The sequence below is a fragment of the Pseudarthrobacter sp. P1 genome, assembly GCF_050156935.1.
Classification (GTDB): Bacteria; Actinomycetota; Actinomycetes; order Actinomycetales; family Micrococcaceae; genus Specibacter.
The window spans coordinates 243,226-257,909 of the sequence record NZ_CP189584.1; the positions used below are offsets into that span (position 1 = coordinate 243,226).

A 14,684-nucleotide genomic window follows, 5' to 3' on the forward strand; every position below is an offset into this window, starting at 1 on the left:
AAGGACAAGTAACGATGGACCTCCTACGATGGCTCTTTGACGCCAAACTCGAATTTGCCGGCGGCGGATTCCTGTTGTGGCGCGAAGTGCTGGGAAACCTCTTTGGCCTGGCCAGCGCCTTGGGCGGCATGCGCCGCAAGGTCTGGGCCTGGCCCGTGGGCATCATTGGCAATGCCCTGCTCTTCACGGTCTTTATGGGCTCCGTCTTCGGCTCGCCCGTCTACGCCAACCTGCTCGGCCAGGCCGGCCGGCAGATCATGTTCATCGCCGTCTCCATCTACGGGTGGTACCGCTGGAAGCAGGCGCGCGCCGCCGCCTCCGGTGGAGACCCGGCGTCGGCCGATTCACACGGGGTCGCGGTCCAGCCGCGCTGGGCCTCCGTCAAGGCCCGCCTCGGCCTGGTCCTCGCCATGGTGGGCGGCACGGCCATCCTCACCCCCATCTTCAATGCCCTGGGCTCCTACCCGCCGGTCTGGGCCGATGCCTGGATCTTTATGGGCTCGCTGCTGGCCACCTACGGCATGGCCAAGGGCTGGGTCGAGTTCTGGCTGGTCTGGGTGGCCGTGGACCTGGTGGGTGTGCCGCTGCTCTTTGGCGCCGGCTACTACGCCTCGGCCTTTATGTACATCTTCTACGGCGGCTTCACGCTGGCCGGCTTCTTCATCTGGTGGCGCGTGCGCAACCGCAATGAGGCCCTCGCCGGCGCTGCCGCCACGACGACGCCGAGCCCCAGCCGATGAGCGCCCCCGCCGGGACGGGTTTCGCGCCTGCCGAGACCGCCGCCATGGAACAGGCACTGGCCCTGGCCGCCCGGGGTGTCCGCGGCGCCAATCCGCTGGTGGGTGCCGTGGTGGTCGACGCCGACGGCGGCATTGCCGCCACGGGCTACCACCGCGGCGCCGGCACCCCGCACGCCGAGGCCGATGCCCTGGCCGCGCTGCGGGCGGCCGGCGGCCTGAAGGACCCCGCAGGGGCCACCATCTTTGTCACGCTGGAACCGTGCAACCACCATGGCCGGACCGGTCCCTGCGCGCAGGCCATTTTGGATGCCGGGATCGGCCGCGTGGTCTACGCCGTGGATGATCCGCACCTCCCGGCCGCCGGCGGCGCCGGACGGTTGCGCGGTGCCGGCGTCCAGGTCCGCGCCGGACTGCTGGGCGGTCCGGCCGAGGAGCTGAACCGGCGTTGGTTCGCCGCAGCCCGCGCCAACCGGCCCTTCGTGACGCTCAAGCTGGCCCAGTCGCTGGACGGGCGGATCGCCGCCGCGGACGGCACCAGCCAATGGATCACTTCGCCCCAGTCGCGGGCGGACGGCCACGCGCTGCGGTCCCGGGTGGATGCCATCCTGGTGGGCACCGAAACGATGCTGGCCGACAATCCGCGGCTCAACGCCCGCACCGCCGACGGCGAGGCCTCGCCACGGCAGCCGCTGCGCGTGGTGATGGGCCTGCGCGACACGCCCGCGGGCGCCGCCGTCCGCAGCCTCGCCGGCACCGTGCCGGCGACGGATCCGGACACCGGTGGTGGTCCAGTCGGCGACGGCGGCTTCCTCGCGGTCCGCACCCGCTCGCCCCAGCAGGTGCTGCGAGTGCTGGGGGAGCGCGGCGTGGCCCACCTGATGGTGGAGGGTGGGTCGCGCGTCGCCGCGGCCTTCCTCGCCGCGGATCTGGTGGACCAGCTCGTCATCTACCTGGCCCCCACTCTGATCGGCACCGGACTCCCAGCCCTGGCGGACCTGGGCATCGGCACGTTGTCCCAGGCCCAGCACTGGGTGTGGGACGGCACCGGCGGCGGGGCCGCCGTCGGGCTGGGCCCCGACCTCAAACTCACACTGACCCCGGCCGCACCGGCCATTACAACCACCGAAGGATCCTGAGATGTTTACCGGAATCATTGCCGAACAGGGACGGGTTGTCAGCGTTGACACCGATCCCGCCACGGACAGCGCCACCCTCCTGATCAGCGCGGGAAGCACGCTTGAAGGGCTGGAACTGGGCGGTTCGCTGGCCGTCAACGGCGTCTGCCTGACCGCCACAGCCCTCCACGGCCGCATGGTCCAGGTGGATGTCATGGGCGAGACTCTCATCCGCACCACCACCGGCGAGCTGAACTCCGGGGACCCGGTGAACCTGGAGCGGTGCGTGCCGGCCGGCGGCCGGCTGGACGGGCACGTGGTCCAGGGCCATGTCGACGGCGTGGGCGAGCTGCGCGAGCGCGAGAACCTGGGCAAGTGGGAGCGCCTGCGCTTTGGCGTCCCGTCCCCGCTGGCCCGCTACATTGCCGAGAAGGGCTCCATCGCCGTCGACGGCGTGTCCCTGACCGTCACGGCCGTCAGCCCGGCGGCCGACGCCGAGCCGTGGTTCGAGGTGGGCCTGATCCCCACCACGCTGGCCGAAACCGGCCTCGGCGCCAAGGCCCTGGGCGGGCGCGTGAACCTCGAGGTGGACGTGCTGGCCAAGTACGCCGAACGCCTGCTGGCGTTCGCGGTCCAGCCGGTGGCGGCACAGACGGAGGCGGGCAAGTGAGCACGAGCATCCTGCTGGACACCATCGAAGAGGCCGTCGCGGCCATGGCCGCCGGCCGGGCCGTACTGGTGGTCGACGACGAGGACCGTGAGAACGAGGGCGACATCATCTTCGCTGCCGAGCACGCCACCCCCGCCCTGATGGGCTGGACCATCCGGCACACCTCGGGCGTGGTCTGCGTGCCCATCGAGGGCGGCCGGGCCGATACGCTGGGCCTGCCGCCCATGGTGGCTGTCAACGAGGACGCGAAGGGCACCGCCTACACGGTTTCCTGCGATGCCGCCGAGGGCGTCAGCACCGGGATCAGTGCGGCCGACCGCGCCTTGACGGCCCGGGTGCTGGCCGACCCCGCCGCCACCCCCGGGTCGCTGACCCGGCCCGGGCACATGTTCCCGCTGCGGGCCGTGCCCGGCGGCGTGGCAGTGCGCCGCGGCCACACCGAGGCCGCCGTCGACCTCGCCCGGCTGGCCGGCTGCGCGCCGGTGGGCGTGATTGCCGAGCTGGTCCACGACGACGGTTCCATGATGCGCCTGCCGGAACTGCGGGTCTTTGCCGACGAGCACCGCTGCCCGCTGGTGTCCATCGAGGACCTGGTCCGGTACCTGGCCAGCCGGGGCGGAGCGGAGCATTGAGCGCCGCCGCGACGCCGGCGGTGACCGGCGGGCCCGTGGTCCAGCTGCCCACGCCGCTGGGCACCTTCGCCACCCAGGCCTGGATCGACCATGCCAGTGGTGCCGAGCACCTGAGCGTCAGCGTTCCGCAGCCGGCGGACTACGCGGGGGAGCCGCCGCTGGTGCGGCTGCACTCCGAATGCCTGACCGGGGATGTCTTTGGCTCCTACCGCTGCGACTGCGGCGAGCAGCTGGACTACGCCCTGGGCCTGATCCGCGCCCAGGGCGGCACGCTGGTCTACCTGCGCGGCCATGAGGGCCGGGGCATCGGCCTGGCCAACAAGCTGGCCGCCTACGCCCTGCAGGACGGCGGCGCCGACACCGTCGAGGCCAACGAACAGCTGGGCCTGCCGGTGGACTCGCGCGACTACCAAGCCGCCGCGGAGATCCTGCACCAGCTGGGGCTCGGCAGCATCCGGCTGCTGAGCAACAACCCCCTCAAGCACCAGCACCTGGCCGACCACGGCATCAACGTGGTGGCCATGGTTCCCACCGAGGTCCCGTCCCGGGACGAGAACATCCGCTATCTGCAGACCAAGCGCGACAAAATGCACCACAACCTGTCGCTGCCCACCACCCACCCCACGGAAGGACCACACCTATGAGCGGCCACGGAGCACCCACCATCGGATTCAACGAGCAGGACAAGGCACGCACCAGCGCGCTGCGGCTGGCCATCGTGGCCGCCAGTTGGCACACCCAGATCATGGACGGTCTGCTGGATGGCGCCCTGCGCGCGGCCACCGACGCCGGCATCGAGTCCCCCACGGTGATGCGCGTCCCCGGCAGCTTTGAGCTGCCCGTCGCCGCCGCGCGGCTCGCGGGGGAGTACGACGCCGTCGTCGCCCTGGGCGTGGTGATCCGCGGCGGCACGCCGCACTTCGACTACGTCTGCCAGGCCGCCACCATGGGCCTGACCGAGGTCAGCATCCGCACCGGCGTCCCCGTGGGCTTCGGCGTGCTGACCTGCGACACCGAGCAGCAGGGCCTGGACCGTGCCGGACTGGAGGGCTCCAGCGAGGACAAGGGCTACGAGGCCACCTCGGCCGCACTGGCCACCGCGCTGCTCTTCGCCGCCCCGTAGCCGAACCGCCCGCCCCCCGTGGATCTGTCCATACTCTGGCCACAAACCGGACCCGGTTCAGGTCCCGGGGGGCAAAGCAAGTAGGCTAGAAGCGTGAAAACCTTCGAATCCCTGTTTGCTGAGCTGAGCGAGAAGGCCGCGGCGCGGCCTGCCGGTTCCCGTACCGTCACCGAACTTGAATCCGGCGTCCACGGCATTGGCAAGAAAGTGGTTGAGGAAGCTGCCGAGGTCTGGATGGCTGCCGAGTACGAATCGGATGAAGCCACGGCCGAGGAGATTTCCCAGCTGTTCTACCACCTTCAGGTATTGATGATCGCCAAGGGCCTGACGCTGCAGGACGTGTACAAGCATCTCTAGCCACTGTCCGTGGCCTGATGTGTACACCCTTTTCCTGCAACACCCCTTTTGATCCGAAAGAACACTGATGCTCAGAGTTGCCGTCCCCAACAAGGGATCCCTGTCCGAAGCCGCCTCCGCCATGCTTGCCGAGGCCGGCTACCGCCAGCGCCGCGACACCCGCGAGCTGGTCATGGTGGACCCCGACAACGACATTGAATTCTTCTTCCTGCGCCCCCGCGACATCGCGGTGTACGTTGGCCGGGGAACCCTCGACGTCGGAATCACCGGCCGTGACCTCCTGCTGGACGCGCAGGTCGAAGCGGAGGAATTGCTTCCCCTCGGCTTTGCCGCCTCCACGTTCCGTTTTGCCGGTCCCGTCGGTGACTTCACCGACGTCGCGCAGCTTGAGGGCAAGCGCCTCGCCACCAGCTACGACGGCCTGCTGCGCGATTACCTCGCCGAGCGCGGCGTCCAGGCCAAGGTGGTCCGTCTCGACGGCGCCGTGGAGTCCTCCGTGCGCCTCGGCGTCGCAGACGCCATCGCCGACGTCGTCGAAACCGGCAACACGCTCAAGGCCGCCGGCATGGAGATCTTTGGCGAGCCCATCCTCAAGTCCGAAGCCGTCTTGATCCGCCGCACCGGCGATGGCGGTGCCGCGAATGGCACCGTGAAGGAGATCGAGGTGCTCATCCGGCGTTTGCAGGGCGTGCTCGTCGCCCGCCAGTACGTGCTCATGGACTACGACATCCGCAAGGACCTCGTGGAGGACGCTGCCGCCCTGACGCCCGGGCTGGAATCGCCCACCGTGTCACCGCTGCGCGACTCCGAATGGGTCGCCGTGCGCTCCATGGTTCCGAAGAAGGAAACCAACCGGATCATGGACGAGCTCTACGACCTGGGCGCGCGCGCCATCCTGGTCAGCAGCATCCACGCCTGCCGCATCTAGGAGGACGAGCCACATGGCTGTAGCAATCCGAGTCATTCCGTGCCTGGACGTCGACGCCGGCCGCGTGGTCAAGGGCGTCAAGTTCCAGGACCTGCGCGACGCCGGGGATCCGGTCGAACTGGCGCGCCGCTACGATCTGGCCGGCGCGGACGAGCTGACGTTCCTGGACGTCACGGCCTCCTCGGGCAACCGGCAGACCACCTTTGATGTGGTGGCCCGCACGGCGGAGGAGGTCTTCATTCCGCTGACGGTGGGCGGCGGCGTCCGCGCCGTCAAGGACGTGGACACGCTGCTGCGCGCCGGCGCGGACAAGGCCTCCATCAACACCGCGGCCATCGCGCGTCCGGATGTCATCAACGAGATCACCCACCAATTCGGTTCCCAGGTGCTGGTGCTCTCCGTCGATGCCCGCCGCACGCGCGAGGGGCACACGCCGTCGGGCTTTGAGGTGACCACCCATGGTGGCCGCCAGGGCACCGGGATTGACGCCATCGCCTGGGCCCGCGAGGCAGCTGACCGCGGCGTGGGGGAGATCCTGCTGAACTCGATCGACGCCGACGGCACCAAGGAGGGCTTCGACCTGGAGCTCATCCGCCTGGTCCGGGCCGCTGTCCACGTGCCGATCATTGCCTCCGGCGGCGCGGGCAAGCCGGAGCACTTCCCGCCGGCCGTGGCCGCCGGGGCGGACGCCGTGCTGGCCGCCTCCGTGTTCCACTTTGGCCCCAGCGATGCCATCGCCCAGGTCAAGGCCGCCATCCGCGCCGCGGGCTACGAGGTCCGCTAACGCACGCGAACCGGCATTTGTGGGCAGTGTTTTCAGGAAACACTGCCCACAAATGCCGGTTCGGCGGGTTTAAGGGCCGACCTCGGCGGTCTGGAGGAGGGCGACGGCGTCCTGCTGGCCCTCGAAGGTGACCAGGGCGTGGCTGGTGCGGCCGTGGGCGTGCATCAGCAGCTCGCCGGGCTCGCCGATGATCGCCACCGACACGGGAGCGCGCTTGGCCACATGGCGGGGGCCGGAGGGGCGGACCAGCACAATGCCCAGGTCCACGCCGCGGTACAGGATGGCCGCACGCTTTACGAGCTCGTTCCAGAGCGCGTTGGAATAGGCGGCGTCGAGGGCGCGGGGCGCCCAACGGTCGGTGGCCCGGCGGATGTCCTCGGTGTGCACAAAATATTCGATGAGGTTGGCGCTTTCATCCAGCGCCTTCAGCTTCATGGGGGAGAACCTCGACGGTCCGGCGCGGAATTTCTCCACCAGCGCCGTGTAGTCCGCCGGCGAGCCCGATGCCTCGGCCAGCCTGGCGGTCGCCTTGTCGGAGACCTTGCTCAGCGGTTTGAACAGCAGCCCCATCCCCACCTTGGCGCTGCGTTCGCGCAGGTACAGGTGTGCGGCCAGTTCCTGGGTCCGCCACCCCGCACACAGCGTGGAGGCTCCCGGCCCGGCGGCAAGCAGGGTTTCGGCAAGGACTTCGCGGGAGGGATCTACAAAATGCATCACTTGTGAAATTAGCACGCAAATGGGGCCAACGGCCGCTTTGAACCGCCGCATTCTGCCCGGCGGCGGGGACGGCGGCGGGGAAGGTGGGCCGGGGTGCCGGAACGCCTGCACGGGTGGCACTAGAATTGCAGTGATGCAAAGCGTTCCCAATACCGAGTCTCCGTCCGCCGCCACCGAAGTGGCCGCGGCACCTGTCGGCCGTTTCGATGCCCCACCGGCCGCCCTTCCCGCCGAGCTTGCCGCCGTGCTCAAGCGCGACGCCGCGGGCCTGGTGGCCGCGGTGGTCCAGCAGTTCGACACCAACGACGTGTTGATGCTTGGCTGGATGGACGACGAGGCCCTGCGCCGGACGCTGACCACCGGCCGGGTGACGTTCTACTCCCGGTCGCGGCAGGAATATTGGCGCAAGGGGGACACCTCCGGGCACATGCAGTTCGTCAAGAGCGTCGCCCTGGATTGCGACGGCGATGCCCTGCTGGTCCGCGTGGACCAGGTGGGCGCGGCCTGCCACACCGGCACCCGCACCTGTTTTGACGGCCGCGAGCTGGCCGCCGTCGTCGGCGACCGCCCGTCCGGCTAGACCGTTAGCAGCATCGGGCCCCACCGGCCCGGCCGCACTTTGCGAAGGAAGACACACATTTCATGCAGGATCTAGGCGTCATCAGCCCCACCCTTGAGGAATTCCGCGAGCTCGCGCGCACCCGCCGGGTGGTGCCCGTGCGGCTGAAGGTATTGGCCGATGCGGAGACGCCCATCGGGCTGTACCGCAAGCTGGCCGCCGGACAGAGCGGAACCTTCCTGATGGAGTCCGCCGCCGTGGGCGGGGTCTGGTCGCGCTATTCCTTCATTGGCGTCCGCTCCCGGGCCACCCTGACCACCCGCGGCGGCGACGCCTGCTGGCAGGGCGAGCCGCCGGCCGGCGTGCCGCTGGAGGGCAATCCGGTGGATGCCATGCGCCGGACGCTGGAGATCCTGGCCACGGAGCGCTTCGAGGGGCTGCCGCCCTTCACCTCCGGCATGGTGGGCTTTGTCGGCTGGGAGAGTGTGCGGCACTGGGAAAAGCTGGTGTCGCCGCCGGAGGATGACCTGGAGCTGCCCGAGCTGGCACTGAACCTTGTCTCGGACATGGCCGTGCATGACAACGCCGAGGGCTCGGTGATGCTCATTGCCAACGCTATCAACTTCAACGGCACCGAAGACAACGTCGACGACGCCTGGCACGACGCCGTGGCGCGTGTGAACGCCATGCTGGACACCGTCAGCACCGCCGTCGCCCAGCCCATCTCGATCCTGGTCGAGCCGGCCGCCGGCTTCGAGGAGCTCGTGCACGAGCGGTGGGACGAGCCGTCCTACCTTGCAGCGCTCGACCGCGGCAAGGAGGCCATCGTGGACGGCGAGGTCTTCCAGGTGGTGATTTCGCGCCGTTTCGAAATGGACTGCGAGGCCTCCGCGCTGGACGTCTACCGCATCCTGCGCAAGACCAACCCGAGCCCGTACATGTACCTCTTCAGCTTCGAGGACGCCGACGGGCGCCCGTACTCGATCGTGGGCTCCTCGCCGGAGTCCCTGGTCACCGTCACGGGCGATGAGGTCATCACGCATCCCATCGCCGGTTCGCGTCCGCGCGGGAAGACGGTGGAGCTGGACAAGGACCTGGCCACCGAGCTGCTGGCCGACGCCAAGGAACGCTCCGAACACCTGATGCTGGTGGACCTCTCGCGCAACGACCTCTCCAAGGTCTGCGTGCCCGGCACCGTCGATGTCACCCAGTTCATGGAGGTGGAGCGCTTCAGCCACATCATGCACCTGGTTTCCACCGTCGTCGGCACGCTTTCCCCGCAGGCCAGCGCCTACGACGTACTGGCCGCGACGTTCCCGGCAGGCACGCTCTCCGGTGCGCCCAAGCCGCGCGCCCTGCGCCTGCTCGACGAGCTTGAGCCGCACCGCCGCGGCATCTACGGCGGCGTGGTGGGCTACCTGGACTTCGCCGGCGACATGGACATGGCCATCGCCATCCGCTCCGCACTGCTGCGCGACGGCCGTGCCTATGTCCAGGCCGGTGGTGGCATCGTGGCGGACTCCGTCAATGCCACCGAGGCGCTGGAAACCGTCAACAAGGCCGCCGCCCCGCTGCGCGCCGTGCACGCGGCCGCCTCGCTGCGCAACCTGGCCGCCCATGCGGCACCGGTCGACGCCGGCAAGGGCGCACTGTGAGCCAGCCCTGGTTTGCCCGCAAGTCCACGCTGGTGATGCTGGCCGTGCTGGCGGCGCTGGCCGTCTTCGGCACCACCACCCAGACCTGGCTGCACATTGACCTGTCCGCGGGGGAGGTCAAGCAGGCGGACCTGAACGTGCCCGGCTCCAAGGCCGCCGTGGCCGTCTCCGCCTTGGCCCTGGTGGCCCTGGCCGGCTCGCTGGCCGCCGCCATCGCCGGACGGATCGGACGGATCGTCTCCGCCGCCATCATGGCCCTGGGCGCCGTGGGCATTGTGGCCGCCTCCCTCGGGGTGGCTCTGGACCCGGCCGGCGCTGCGGTGGGCCCGGTCGGCACCGCCACCGGCGTCGTCGGCGGCGGGATCAACGCCACCACCACCGTCTTCCCGTGGCTCGCCGCCGGCGCCGCCGTCGTGCTGGCCGCGGCCGCCGCGGCGATCATCATCGCAGGGCGCGGGTGGAGGGTGCGGAGCAAATATGACACGGTTCCGGCCGCCGGCAAGGCCGGAACTGCGGCCGCCGCGGCACCCGCCGGGCCGGACGATGACATCGAGCGCTGGGACAGGCTGAGCCGGGGCGAGGACCCCACGTCCTAGCCCGGCGCACGGTTCGGTTCTACCGGACGAGTAATGGCAGAATGTAAAGCAGTATCCGCACCAAAGGGAGATTCATCATGAGCAACAAGACCGCTACTCAGACCAACACCGCCGGCGGCGAGGTTGTTGTCCACAACGGCGATCTGGGCCACGGGAACAGCCCGGCCGCCTGGACCTGTGTTGTTGTCATGCTGATCGGCGCCCTCATCAGCTCCGTCGCCTTCGTCATCGGCGTGGACGCCACAGTGCTGTTCATCGTCGGCCTGGGCGTCATGGTTGTCGGCCTGATCGTCGGCCTGGCCATGCGCGCCGCCGGCTACGGCGTGGGCGGCAGCAAGCTGAAGAACACCGGACACTAGGCGTGAGCGTCCTCGACGACATCATTGCCGGGGTCAAAGAGGACCTTCAGGTACGCAAGGCCGCCGTCAGCCTGGCCCAGCTGCAGGAGCGGATCGCCACGATCCCTCCGGCACTGGATGCCTATTCCGCCTTGGGCGTGGGGGACTTGGCCCGCAGCGAGCTTCGGGTCATTGCCGAGGTCAAGCGCCGCAGCCCCTCCAAGGGTGAGTTGGCCAGCATTGCCGACCCGGCGGCCCTGGCCAGCCAGTACGCCGACGGCGGAGCCTCGGCGATCAGCGTGCTGACAGAGGAGCGCCGCTTCTCCGGATCCCTGGCCGACCTCGACTCCGTGCGCGCCGCCATCCCCGGCGTCCCGCTGCTGCGCAAGGACTTCACCTGCGATCCCTACATGATCTGGGAGGCCCGCGCCCACGGCGCGGACCTGGTCCTGCTGATCGTGGCGGCCCTGACCGACGCCGAACTGGCCGAGTACCTGGCCCTGGCCCACGAGCTCGGCATGGCCGCGCTGGTGGAAACCCACACGGACGAGGAAGTCGCCCGGGCCGTTGCCGTCGGGGCCAAGGTCATCGGCGTGAACGTGCGCAACCTCAAGACCCTTGACGTGGACCGCGGTGTCTTTGCCCCGCTGGCCCAGCTCATTCCCGACACCGCCGTCGTCGTCGCCGAATCCGGTGTGCGCGATGTGGCAGATGTCAGCGGCTATGCCGCCAGCGGCGCGGACGCGATCCTCGTGGGCGAGGCCCTGGTCATCATCGGCACCCCGCGTGAGCGGATCGGCGAGTTCAAAGCGGCCGGAGCGGCGGCCATCAGCGCCCGCTAGCCAGCCCCGGCTCCACCGCTAGTCATTAGCTTTTTTTGCACCAGTAATCAGAAAAGGACGGTGGAACTGATGGCCAGCATGCCAGCAGATTCGTCTCAGGCAGGCACCCCCGGGGACGCCCCCGAACAGGGGACCGAGACGGTGGACGCATTCTTGGCGGGGGGGCGCGCCGAGGCCGCTCCGGGAAGCCTGCGGCATGCGCCCGGGCCCTACTTTGGCGCCTACGGTGGCCGTTGGATGCCCGAATCCCTGATTGCCGCCCTGGACGAACTCGAGGACACCTTCGAGAAGGCCAAGGCCGATCCCGACTTCCTCGCCGAGGTTGCGGAGCTCAACAAGAACTACTCCGGACGCCCGTCGCTGCTGACCGAGGCCAAGCGCTTCTCCGCCCACGCCGGCGGCGCACGCATCTTCCTCAAGCGCGAGGACCTCAACCACACCGGATCGCACAAGATCAACAACGTGCTGGGACAGGCCCTGCTGGCCAAGCGGATGGGCAAGACCCGTGTCATCGCCGAGACCGGCGCCGGCCAGCATGGCGTCGCCAGCGCCACCGCCGCGGCCCTGCTGGGCCTGGAATGCGTGGTTTACATGGGTGCCGAGGACTGCCGCCGCCAGGCACTGAACGTGGCCCGCATGCAGCTGCTCGGAGCCACGGTGGTCCCGGTGACCAACGGCTCCCAGACGCTCAAGGACGCCATCAACGACGCCCTGCGCGACTGGGTGGCCAATGTGGACACCACCCACTACCTGCTCGGCACCGCCGCCGGGGCCCACCCGTTCCCGTCCCTGGTGCGCTTCTTCCACGAGGTGATCGGCGAGGAGGCCCGCGGGCAGATTCTGGCCCAGACCGGCCGGCTGCCCGACGCCGTCTGCGCCTGCATCGGCGGCGGGTCCAACGCGATCGGCATCTTCCACGGCTTCCTGGACGACGCGGACGTGAAGATCTACGGCTTTGAGGCCGGCGGCGACGGCGTCGAGACCGGCCGCCACGCGGCCACCATCACCCTGGGCCGCCCCGGTGTGCTGCACGGCGCCCGCTCCTACCTGATGCAGGACGAGGACGGCCAGACCATCGAGTCGCACTCGATCTCGGCGGGCCTGGACTACCCGGGCGTCGGCCCGGAGCACTCCTACCTGCACGACATCGGGCGCGTCAGCTACGAGCCCATCACGGACAGCGAGGCCATGGAGGCCTTCCGCCTGCTCTGCCGCACCGAGGGCATCATCCCCGCGATCGAGTCCTCGCACGCCCTGGCCGGCGCCATCAAGGTGGGCCAGCGGCTGACCGAGGGCAAGGAGAACCCGGCGGACGTCATCATCGTCGTGAACCTCTCCGGCCGCGGCGACAAGGACGTGGAGACCGCCGCCGACTGGTTCGGCATGCTGGACGAGGACGGCAACGTCAAGGGCACCACCCTTTCCACCCGCGCCCACAAGGGCCCCGCCACGCAGAGTGAGGACGCACAGGCATGAGCAGCACCGCACCCCTGAGCACACCGGCCATTGCCAGCAAGTCCGCGGCCGCCATCGACCGGGCCAAGGCCGCCGGCCGCGCCGCCCTGGTGGCGTACCTGCCCGCCGGCTACCCCGACGTCCAGGCCACCATCGACGCCGGCATCGCCATGGCGCGCAACGGCGCGGACCTCATCGAGATCGGCATCCCGTACTCCGACCCCGTCATGGACGGACCCGTCATCCAGGCCGCCACAGTGGAGGCCTTGGCCAAGGGCTTCCGCGTCGCGAGCGTGTTCGACGTCGTCGCCGGCATCACCGCCGCGACCCACGCCGCCGTGCTGGTGATGACCTACTGGAACCCCGTGATGCGGATGGGCGTGGACGAGTTCGCCCGGCGCCTGGCCGAGGCCGGCGGCGCCGGCCTGATCACGCCGGATCTGATTCCGGACGAGGCCGCCGAATGGTTTGCCGCCTCGGACAAGTACGGACTGGACCGCGTCTTCCTGGTGGCCCCGTCCTCCACACCCGAGCGCGTGGCCATGACAGTGGCAGCCAGCCGCGGCTTCATCTACGCCGTCTCGATCATGGGTGTCACGGGTGCACGGGATTCCGTCTCCAGCGCCGCCGAGTCAGTGGTGGCCGCCGCCCACAACGCCGGCGCCGAGCGCGTCTGCGTGGGTCTGGGCGTTTCCCGCCCCGAGCATGTGCGCGAGATCGCCGCCTACGCTGACGGCGTGATCGTCGGCACCGCGCTGGTGGCTGCGCTGCGCGACGGCGGCGTCCCCGCCGTCGCCGCCCTGACCCGGGAACTGAGCAGCGGCTTCGCCCCGGCGGCCGGCGAATGAGCCTCGCGCTGACCCTTGCGGCGGCGTTGCCGGCCAGCATCCCCAGCCCGACCTGGTCGGGCTTTGACCTCGGTCCGCTGCGCATCCACGCCTACGCACTGTGCATCCTGGCCGGCATCGTGGCGGCGATCGCCGTCACCAATGTGCGCTGGAACCGCCGGAAGGCCCCTGAGGGGTCGCTGTGGGACATCGCCATCTGGGCCATTCCCTTCGGCATCATCGGCGGGCGCCTGTACCACGTCTTTTCCTCGCCGGACGCGTACTTCGGCCCGGGCTACAACGGCACCGGCAACCTCTGGCTGATCCCGCAGATCTGGCTCGGTGGCCTCGGCATCTGGGGTGCCGTGGTGCTCGGCGTGGTGGGCGCGTGGATCGGCTGCCGCCGCGCGGGCGTCAAACTCTCCGCCTTTGTCGACACCGCCGCTCCCGGCCTGTTGCTGGCCCAGGCCCTCGGGCGCTGGGGGAACTACTTCAACCAGGAGCTCTTCGGCGGCCCGACCACGTTGCCGTGGGGCCTGCAGATCGACCCCGCGAATGTGAACTTCCCGCCCGGCTACCCGGCGGACACGCTGTTCCACCCCACGTTCCTGTACGAATTCCTTTGGAACCTGGCCGGTGTGGCCGCCCTGCTGCTGCTGGACCGCAAGTTCCGCTTCCGCCGCGGCCGGCTCTTTGCCCTCTACGCGCTGATCTATACCGCCGGGCGCGTGTGGATCGAGCTGCTGCGCATCGACGACGCCGAGCAGATCACCTTCTTCGGCATCACCACCCGGCTCAACGTCTGGACCAGCATTTTCGTCTTTGTTGGCGCCCTGCTGGTCTTCCTGTTGCTGACATTTGTCCGGCGGAATGCCGTTGATGAGTCGGTCATGTTGAAGAAGTACCAAAATTCAGCAGTCCTTAGTGCAAGTGCACAAGAGGAAGCCGTGGCGGGAATTGCTCCGGAAAATGGCGAAAATGGCCCCGCGGGGGAGGGTGTCCAGCATACGGACAATTCTGCGGAAACTGTAACGCAGCCGACACAGCGTGATAATCTCGCCGATACCGGAGACATGAGTGTCCCCGGCCCCGAGGCCCCTGCCAAGGGAACTGCCGACTAAGCGTCGCGCGGCTCCTTGTCTGGGTATGGAGCCAAGGGGACATCGCAGCCGGCCACGGGTTACCGCCCGCGGCCGGATGCGAACCACGCCGACGTGGAAGAACCGCCGCCAGCGGCCGGTGAAGGAACAATCTTCGCCAGCCCCGGCGGCGGAATGGCAGCCTGCACGCGCCTCTAGTTGCGATGCCGGCACTGCCATACAATTCGATACAACACCGCCTCCGGT

General features: G+C 69.3%; 18 protein-coding genes. 17 read left to right on the forward strand and 1 reads right to left on the reverse strand.

Annotated elements, in window-relative coordinates; translation table 11 throughout:
- The first annotated feature begins 14 nt into the window (after positions 1–14).
- From pnuC to hisF, 9 genes are all read left to right on the forward strand, one after another.
- Complete coding sequence (gene pnuC, locus ACQCSX_RS01050; RefSeq protein WP_427017281.1) at positions 15–740, forward strand: nicotinamide riboside transporter PnuC; 726 nt, start codon at positions 15–17, stop codon at positions 738–740.
- Positions 737–1,876, forward strand: coding sequence for a bifunctional diaminohydroxyphosphoribosylaminopyrimidine deaminase/5-amino-6-(5-phosphoribosylamino)uracil reductase RibD (gene ribD / locus ACQCSX_RS01055; protein WP_427017282.1), 1,140 nt, complete (start codon positions 737–739; stop codon positions 1,874–1,876). Before pnuC ends, ribD begins: the two co-directional genes overlap by 4 nt.
- A 1-nt stretch (position 1,877) precedes the next feature.
- Positions 1,878–2,525 carry a riboflavin synthase gene (locus ACQCSX_RS01060; protein WP_427017283.1) on the forward strand — a complete coding sequence of 216 codons (648 nt, stop codon included), beginning with the start codon at positions 1,878–1,880 and terminating at the stop codon, positions 2,523–2,525.
- Between the two features lie 44 nt (positions 2,526–2,569).
- The gene (ribB, locus tag ACQCSX_RS01065; protein WP_427018936.1) at positions 2,570–3,157 is read left to right on the forward strand and encodes a 3,4-dihydroxy-2-butanone-4-phosphate synthase; all 588 of its coding nucleotides are present in this window, start codon (positions 2,570–2,572) and stop codon (positions 3,155–3,157) included.
- Positions 3,154–3,801 carry a GTP cyclohydrolase II gene (ribA, locus tag ACQCSX_RS01070; protein WP_427017284.1) on the forward strand — a complete coding sequence of 216 codons (648 nt, stop codon included), beginning with the start codon at positions 3,154–3,156 and terminating at the stop codon, positions 3,799–3,801. Before ribB ends, ribA begins: the two co-directional genes overlap by 4 nt.
- Positions 3,798–4,280, forward strand: a complete 483-nt coding sequence (gene ribH / locus ACQCSX_RS01075; RefSeq protein WP_427017285.1) for a 6,7-dimethyl-8-ribityllumazine synthase — start codon at positions 3,798–3,800, stop codon at positions 4,278–4,280. The genes ribA and ribH overlap by 4 nt, the downstream gene beginning before the upstream one ends.
- A 93-nt stretch (positions 4,281–4,373) precedes the next feature.
- A complete protein-coding gene (locus ACQCSX_RS01080; protein ID WP_427017286.1) occupies positions 4,374–4,637 on the forward strand; it encodes a phosphoribosyl-ATP diphosphatase in 264 nt (87 codons plus the stop codon).
- Positions 4,638–4,704: 67 nt separating this feature from the next.
- A complete protein-coding gene (gene hisG / locus ACQCSX_RS01085) occupies positions 4,705–5,565 on the forward strand; it encodes an ATP phosphoribosyltransferase (protein WP_427017287.1) in 861 nt (286 codons plus the stop codon).
- A 13-nt stretch (positions 5,566–5,578) separates the two neighbouring features.
- Positions 5,579–6,349, forward strand: a complete 771-nt coding sequence (hisF, locus tag ACQCSX_RS01090) for an imidazole glycerol phosphate synthase subunit HisF (protein WP_427017288.1) — start codon at positions 5,579–5,581, stop codon at positions 6,347–6,349.
- A 69-nt stretch (positions 6,350–6,418) separates the two neighbouring features.
- Here the strand turns inward: hisF and ACQCSX_RS01095 are convergent, their stop codons facing one another.
- Positions 6,419–7,063 carry a TIGR03085 family metal-binding protein gene (locus ACQCSX_RS01095; RefSeq protein WP_427018937.1) on the reverse strand — a complete coding sequence of 215 codons (645 nt, stop codon included), beginning with the start codon at positions 7,061–7,063 and terminating at the stop codon, positions 6,419–6,421.
- Between the two features lie 136 nt (positions 7,064–7,199).
- Between ACQCSX_RS01095 and hisI the strand changes: the two genes are divergently transcribed.
- The 8 genes from hisI (at position 7,200) to lgt (ending at position 14,459) form a co-directional block, all read left to right on the forward strand.
- Entirely contained in the window at positions 7,200–7,646 is a 447-nt protein-coding gene (gene hisI / locus ACQCSX_RS01100; protein ID WP_427017289.1) for a phosphoribosyl-AMP cyclohydrolase, read from the forward strand.
- Positions 7,647–7,708: 62 nt separating this feature from the next.
- Positions 7,709–9,280, forward strand: coding sequence for an anthranilate synthase component I (locus ACQCSX_RS01105; RefSeq protein WP_427017290.1), 1,572 nt, complete (start codon positions 7,709–7,711; stop codon positions 9,278–9,280).
- Positions 9,277–9,876, forward strand: a complete 600-nt coding sequence (locus ACQCSX_RS01110; RefSeq protein ID WP_427017291.1) for a Trp biosynthesis-associated membrane protein — start codon at positions 9,277–9,279, stop codon at positions 9,874–9,876. Before ACQCSX_RS01105 ends, ACQCSX_RS01110 begins: the two co-directional genes overlap by 4 nt.
- Positions 9,877–9,953: 77 nt before the next feature.
- Positions 9,954–10,235 carry an HGxxPAAW family protein gene (locus ACQCSX_RS01115; RefSeq protein ID WP_427017292.1) on the forward strand — a complete coding sequence of 94 codons (282 nt, stop codon included), beginning with the start codon at positions 9,954–9,956 and terminating at the stop codon, positions 10,233–10,235.
- Between the two features lie 2 nt (positions 10,236–10,237).
- Positions 10,238–11,056 carry an indole-3-glycerol phosphate synthase TrpC gene (trpC, locus tag ACQCSX_RS01120; RefSeq protein WP_427017293.1) on the forward strand — a complete coding sequence of 273 codons (819 nt, stop codon included), beginning with the start codon at positions 10,238–10,240 and terminating at the stop codon, positions 11,054–11,056.
- Positions 11,057–11,134: 78 nt separating this feature from the next.
- Complete coding sequence (gene trpB, locus ACQCSX_RS01125) at positions 11,135–12,532, forward strand: tryptophan synthase subunit beta (RefSeq protein ID WP_427018938.1); 1,398 nt, start codon at positions 11,135–11,137, stop codon at positions 12,530–12,532.
- Positions 12,529–13,359: a tryptophan synthase subunit alpha gene (gene trpA / locus ACQCSX_RS01130; protein WP_427017294.1), complete on the forward strand. Its 831-nt coding sequence runs from the start codon at positions 12,529–12,531 to the stop codon at positions 13,357–13,359. Before trpB ends, trpA begins: the two co-directional genes overlap by 4 nt.
- Positions 13,356–14,459, forward strand: a complete 1,104-nt coding sequence (gene lgt, locus ACQCSX_RS01135; RefSeq protein ID WP_427017295.1) for a prolipoprotein diacylglyceryl transferase — start codon at positions 13,356–13,358, stop codon at positions 14,457–14,459. The genes trpA and lgt overlap by 4 nt, the downstream gene beginning before the upstream one ends.
- Positions 14,460–14,684: the final 225 nt, after the last annotated feature.

Coding starts and splice junctions, on each gene's coding strand:
- trpA (WP_427017294.1), top strand. CDS start 12,529: ATGAGCAGCACCGCACCCCTGAGCACACCGGCCATTGCCAGCAAGTCC.
- pnuC (WP_427017281.1), top strand. CDS start 15: ATGGACCTCCTACGATGGCTCTTTGACGCCAAACTCGAATTTGCCGGC.
- ribD (WP_427017282.1), top strand. CDS start 737: ATGAGCGCCCCCGCCGGGACGGGTTTCGCGCCTGCCGAGACCGCCGCC.
- hisF (WP_427017288.1), top strand. CDS start 5,579: ATGGCTGTAGCAATCCGAGTCATTCCGTGCCTGGACGTCGACGCCGGC.
- lgt (WP_427017295.1), top strand. CDS start 13,356: ATGAGCCTCGCGCTGACCCTTGCGGCGGCGTTGCCGGCCAGCATCCCC.
- hisG (WP_427017287.1), top strand. CDS start 4,705: ATGCTCAGAGTTGCCGTCCCCAACAAGGGATCCCTGTCCGAAGCCGCC.
- ribH (WP_427017285.1), top strand. CDS start 3,798: ATGAGCGGCCACGGAGCACCCACCATCGGATTCAACGAGCAGGACAAG.
- ACQCSX_RS01060 (WP_427017283.1), top strand. CDS start 1,878: ATGTTTACCGGAATCATTGCCGAACAGGGACGGGTTGTCAGCGTTGAC.
- ACQCSX_RS01105 (WP_427017290.1), top strand. CDS start 7,709: ATGCAGGATCTAGGCGTCATCAGCCCCACCCTTGAGGAATTCCGCGAG.
- ribB (WP_427018936.1), top strand. CDS start 2,570: ATGGCCGCCGGCCGGGCCGTACTGGTGGTCGACGACGAGGACCGTGAG.
- hisI (WP_427017289.1), top strand. CDS start 7,200: ATGCAAAGCGTTCCCAATACCGAGTCTCCGTCCGCCGCCACCGAAGTG.
- ACQCSX_RS01115 (WP_427017292.1), top strand. CDS start 9,954: ATGAGCAACAAGACCGCTACTCAGACCAACACCGCCGGCGGCGAGGTT.
- ACQCSX_RS01095 (WP_427018937.1), bottom strand. CDS start 7,063: ATGCATTTTGTAGATCCCTCCCGCGAAGTCCTTGCCGAAACCCTGCTT.
- trpB (WP_427018938.1), top strand. CDS start 11,135: ATGCCAGCAGATTCGTCTCAGGCAGGCACCCCCGGGGACGCCCCCGAA.